The following is a 6,000-nucleotide window of genomic DNA, read 5'->3' on the forward strand; positions in this document are numbered from 1 at the left end:
AATTGACATTATTGGGCTGACGACACATACCACAACTAATAAGCAAATACTGATTAAATGTGAATAGACTTTTACCAAAAGATTAGAAACAGTAATTAAATTTGGTTTCTATTTTTCCTATATTTATATACAATTCTTTCCCGATGCAGGCCCTAACCTTTGGCATAAAGCCCTAAAATTAGTTGATTGACCGCCAACATCAGCAGTCATTTCTAACAATGGTAATTGTTTATTACCCAAAGCAGCATTAATTACGTTTTGTTCGATGTTAGTTTGGTTTTCTTGTTGATTACTGAGGTTGGTTTTAACAGGTTGAGAAAAATCAATGTCAGAGCGATAAACCCGAATGGCTAAACGGTAGCCATCTTCTGGTTTACTATTTTGAACTCGAAGTTGCATCGCTTGAATATAAAAATTATCTAAAGGATATTCAGAATCAAAACAACCAACTTGACTAGCTACAAATGGCTCAATCGAACCGTCCCTTTTCAGACAAAATAAATCGTTAGAGTTAGAGTCAGGAGGAGGCATGGTTTCATTAGTGATTAAATAATCACCAATGGTGTCATTGAGATTTCTGGGGTCACTAGTCTGTAAACGTGTAATTTCCAATACTTTAATTGGAGAGGAAATTGTTTGGCTTCTCACACCATCAATAAATAGTTTTGCCGCTTGAGTGGCTTTTTCTATCCTGCGTGCCTGAACACGAACAGTGGTAGACATCACTAAAACAGGAGCAATAGCAGCTAGCAAAATAGCAACTACTAGCATTCCCACAAGGGATTCAATAATAGTGAAACCTGCTTCGCTGCTAGATTCATGTTTTAGTTGTGGTTGGCGTTGATGCTTAATCATATCTCCTCACCAGATGGTTATTGTTTAAGCTTTACAGATGCTAGGACGTTGATTTACATCTTCTATGGCATAAAGATTGTCATCGTCAGCTTTCTTAGCACATAACAAAGTCGAGACCCATACATCATCTCTTCCAACTTCTCGGAAAAACTCATCTGGCAATTCCAGTGATGGTGTGACTAATTTTTGAGCAAATAAGTCAGGTGTCTGAGAGAGCAGCCCTACATCATAACCCCAGAGACGTTCTGGAGGATGATAAAAAGGCAATCTGCCACCACCGTTATTCGTGTTGTAAGTAAATGTATTACCTTGATCAGTTAATGATGTAAAGAATGGAGCACTAGCATAGGCACTCTTTTTAACTTGGATGAATGCACCGTTGATTGTAGTTGATGCACCACCACCCCAGTCTTCTATAAATCTGACAAAGTTGTGTAAACCACCATTATCTTCTGTAGGACGTGCGGGACTGTCTCCAACTGCCACCACGAGATTGAAAGTTGTTGAAGTGGCTCTTTGTAACCAATTATTGTTGCTACCACCTCCATTTGTTTGGTTATTTGTGGGATTGGCTACTGTAGCAAAGGGACGGTTAAATTGGAGAATCGGTGGCTCAAACCTCAATTGACCACCAACTACTACTGGCCTTAACCAAGGTATATAGACATTGTTATTACTAGATAAGGTTGTACCCACAGTTGAGGTGTTATTGCCAAATGTAAATAACTGTACATTTCTAGGTTGATTTGTAGCAGGATTTACATCTACTCCCAATACTTGCATGGGGTTTGATGTATTACTTGTATCTACCCTAGCTGCAATTCTGCGCGGAGCATTAGGAGGAAAGCAATTACTGGAGGTATCTACACCATTGAGATTTGGATCGCTGGAGTTACTGAATACATATCCTGTCTTAATTCGATTATTTCCTGGGTCCCCATTTTTACCAATAATTTTGTCATTCCAGGAATTATTACCGTTATTTTCACAATTGTTACCATTAGAAGTAGTAATTGTCCATTTAGTTGGATCAGTGCAACTTTCTCCTAATGAAGTATCAGCAATACAAACTTCCGTTAAATAATTTCCTGGGCGTAACTTCAGGGGTGCAACGGGAGTCACAAAGTTGTTTAAATAGGAACTACCTTGAAAGCCAGCTGTCACTGTGTCCAAGTCTCTAGGTGCACCTGTAGCAGGGTCAACGGCTCTTGTCAGTGTGACGTAGTTATTAAACCTTGAGAAACCTGCGGGTAATGTAGCGGGGCCAACATAGCTATCATTCCAGTCAAAGTCTCCTTCATCACGGAAGCCTTCTCGGAAATTGCCAGAAAGTAAGGTAATAGAGTCTGCTAAAACTGTGGCTTGTCGCCAATTATCACCAGTTGTACAGTTTGGTAACCTGGGGTCATTGGGACGACAGGCAAAGTTAGGATTGAGAGTGGCACGAGTACGAGTGTAGAAGTTACTCCAATCGTTAGTCAGGGCCGTTGTAAATTCTTGCTGGGTGTGTAAGTTAAAATCACCTTTAACGTATGCTGGTAAATTGGTAGCTAAGATTAATCCTTTTTCTGCTTCTCGATAAGTATTAGTTGCTCCTCGGAACAGTTGAGCGCCATTGATGAGCATAATTCCATTGGGGCGGCGCGTGGAGTCAAGGATATAATCTACAGCACTTAGCGACTTGTCTGCTTCTACATCACCTGTGTTAGAGCTTAAATCTCGCAAGGCATCGTTGCGGGTTGCATAGATGATGCCACTGTTAGGAAGTAAATATTCCCCAGTCCCAATAGTTGTTCTTCTCAGCAGGTTAACATCCAAGACTGTAGCCCGTACTTCTGAAGGTTGTCGGTCTTGAGTAGGTAAATCGTAAGTTGTACTTGTAGGGTCTAGAGAAATTTGTTCAACCTGTCTGCCATCGAGAAATGTAATTTCCCTAATGGCACCATGGGGAATAACAGCATTGGTTGGTGCACCTATAGTCCCATCTAAAATTTGGAGGGCGCAGATTTGGCTATCAATAGCTGACTGTTCTGCCAGGGTGCGATTATTTTCATCTGTTTTAGATAATGCACTCTCTAACAATCTATCATCGATGGAGCGGCCATTGGGATAGGTCAAGCTGGCTTGAAAGTCTAGAATTGTTCTATAGTCACTGACTGTTCTGGTGGGTGGTCCGTAGACTATACCGTTATTTGATAAGCCTCCAGTGGCTGAACTAGAAGCATCAGCAGCCCAAGCAGGTAAGGACGGGTCATTTTTGGCTTTGGTACTGTCTGTAGGTACGTAAAAGCTACTCACACAGGCTATGGGCTTAGGATTTTTTTGGTCGTAGTTAGCTGCTGCATAGTGATATACCGCTGTAGCCCGCATTCGTAGATAGGGAGTGTTATTATTGGTGATTTGTCGCCATCTATAACGGATGTCAGAGTATTTTGTACTACTATCCAAGAAGTCATACATCCAGTAGGGGCTAATTTCAGTGATAGTTCTGCTGCTATCATAGGGGTCTTTTGGGAGTCCTGCTTGAGGCACTGGATTAGTGTCGGGCCAAATTTTTGGTTCCGCCGTGGAAATGTTATTGTTTGGCAAGTATATGCCGGCACCTGTAACTACTCTGAGTCCGCCCACTGGGTCTGTTGGATTGCTTGGTACTTGTGCAGCAGCGGCTTCCCATTCTCCATCCCTTTCTGTTGAACCAACATCTGCTAAGGTTCTCACTAGGGAACGACGAGTACGAATTCTGTTAGCGGGATTATCCCAAAAGATATCGGTGATATTTTGAGTATCGCTCTCTTCTGTTCCCACAAATTTTTGATTTCTTCTGTCCCACCATAGTTCTGGGAGGTTGTTACCAACTAATACTCTGTCTCCTAGAAATGTCTCTTGTCCTAGGTCTTTCAGTGTCTGCGTTTCTGTGGCACCGGGTATCATTTTGTCACCATTAGTTCTCATGGATAGACCAGTGTTGCTAACAGTGGGTGATGTATTGTTATTATTATCAAGGGGATGGGGATACATCCATTCATCAATAGGACGTAGAGCGTCACCAGTATCTTGGAGTGGGCTAGCCGTAGCATATTGACCTAAAGCATCTCCACCGAAAGCTACTTCTCTGAAGGGAACTCGACGAGTTCGCTTTCTAAAATATATTTGCAGTTGTTGCCTACGGATTTTTTCTTCTTCTGCGGCACTAAAAGTGGATAAATCCTGTAATTCTTTTTGTTGTTCAATACCTTCTTTAACTTCACTGGGGTCTGTATCTGTAGAGTTGGCCATCTGGGCTTCTACCAACCGATTGACGCGCTGGACATAAGCCAGGTTGTTGTAGACCATCAAGTTGTCGTTTGGTGTGATCGAGTGTGCCCAGTTAATTGATGTGGGAGTGCCTGGATTTCTGTATAAGTCTATTTGTGTAACTCTTGCCAAATCACCAGTGTCTGTAAAACCCCGTGCTAATAAGTTACCACCTACTAAAATTTTCCCGTTTTCTGCTTCATAAAAACAGGAACCAGTGCTACTGACTTGATACAATCGGACGTTAGCACTACCTGAACCAGTTAGTAAATTACTATTAGTAACAATTCTGCCGTTTAGTCTGAAGTTAACCCCTGGTGTGATTGCTAGGTCGTCTTCGTAGACAACGGCATTGTTATTGGGTGGGTATTGTACACGGTCTTGTTGATACTCTAGAGCAGAAAAGCTAGTATTTCCATCTTTAATTTCGTATTTATCAGCGTTATTGTCGTTAATGGGGGCGGTAATGGGAACAGTAGCAGTGTAGACAAACATGGCTTTTTTGAATTTGTTGCCTTGTCTAATCCAACCGGTGTTACCAATTAACAAGGCACTTGTTTCTCCACCACATAAGTCATCCACATTACCATCTGTCATAGGTAACGATCTGGCTTCTAAGGGATTTCTCGCGCGAGTAAATTTATTATTCTGAACAGGTGGAGATTGGAAATAAATACCGTAGAGGGTAAAGCTGTCAAATTTGCCGTTGTTGTCTGTGTCTACTGGAAATCGCCAAGCTGTTTTTGACTCTATTCCGTTATATGTCAGTTTTAATGGGGTTTCATCACCAAAGGAAAATTGTTCAATATTATTAGCTAAAGTATCGTAGAGGACATCATCTGAAGGGGTAGATTTTGGTATTCTTTTGTCCGCAAATAGTTTGTTAATTTTTGCTCTGGCCCGGTCAATGGCTGGGGTAGCGGAAGCCATGACAGCTTGACTGACTCTGACGTTGTTAGCATTTCTTGCCCGGTCAAAAGAACGAAACATAATTGCCGCAGTCAATAAAACAACGACTACGGAAATCATGGCTACTGTGGGTAAAACAAACCCTGCATTAGCACTACCACGTCTGTTTTGTGAGCCAATAATGGTACGCAATAGCCAAATAATTTGTTTTTTCGCTGCTGCTAAAAATTGACGAAATTTTTTTTTGGATATTTTGGTTATTGATTTAAATAGGCGACGTTTTCTAGACATAGATGCTTCCCCGTCCAGTAATCTAGTGCAGAGCTATAAAAATGTAAGTAAAAAATAAGGGATGTCTATTAAAGTGTTTGGCTGAAAACTTGGAATCTTTTCCAAATAAACTTACTCTTCGCAGTATGTTGCGGTTTCGCAACAGAGAAGGTAGCAAGGTAAACATGTATTCATGCGAATACATAAGTAGTTTATAACATTGTTCCTATGGAAGATTTCAGATGGAAAATACTGATTTTTTAGGTTTTATACAAATTAAACGGTTTGTATTATAGCATAATTTCACAGTAACTTTACGTAAAGGGAAGTTAATTTACACTAGCTTGATAAAGTCTAGATGGATAGTCCAAGTAAATGCTACCCAGGTTGTGACTAAAAGATATCATGGTACCTCTAATGAAAATGAATGTAGAAACGTTCCCTCGGAAAATCTCTAGAAGGGTTTCAAACCATGCACATTTATAGCAGGGGACAGGTGACAGGTGACAGGTAAGCCAGCGCGGTCTTGGGGGTTTCCCCCATGAGCGACTGGCGCACCCCTATGCTTATATCTTGCACCGGGAAATATGAATGTTAATTCCTTGACTAAGTAAGAAAGAACGCCTTCGCTCAAGATGAAGTAAAAAGGAAAACAAAAGGAATTGTGGAAAG

General features: G+C 41.1%; 3 protein-coding genes. All 3 read right to left on the bottom strand.

Going from position 1 to position 6,000, the window contains the following annotated elements:
- Positions 1-123: 123 nt before the first annotated feature.
- Positions 124-855: a hormogonium polysaccharide secretion pseudopilin HpsB gene (gene hpsB, locus H6G73_RS16645; RefSeq protein ID WP_190606467.1), complete on the bottom strand. Its 732-nt coding sequence runs from the start codon at positions 853-855 to the stop codon at positions 124-126.
- A 24-nt stretch (positions 856-879) separates the two neighbouring features.
- Positions 880-5,349 (bottom strand): hormogonium polysaccharide biosynthesis protein HpsA, encoded by a 4,470-nt coding sequence (hpsA, locus tag H6G73_RS16650; RefSeq protein WP_190606470.1) that lies wholly within the window; start codon positions 5,347-5,349, stop codon positions 880-882.
- A gap of 433 nt (positions 5,350-5,782) precedes the next feature.
- Positions 5,783-6,000 (bottom strand): hypothetical protein (locus tag H6G73_RS24285; RefSeq protein WP_206756236.1); only part of this gene is annotated, 218 nt, incomplete at its 5' end.

The organism is Richelia sinica FACHB-800 (assembly GCF_014698825.1).
Lineage (GTDB): Bacteria > Cyanobacteriota > Cyanobacteriia > Cyanobacteriales > Nostocaceae > FACHB-800.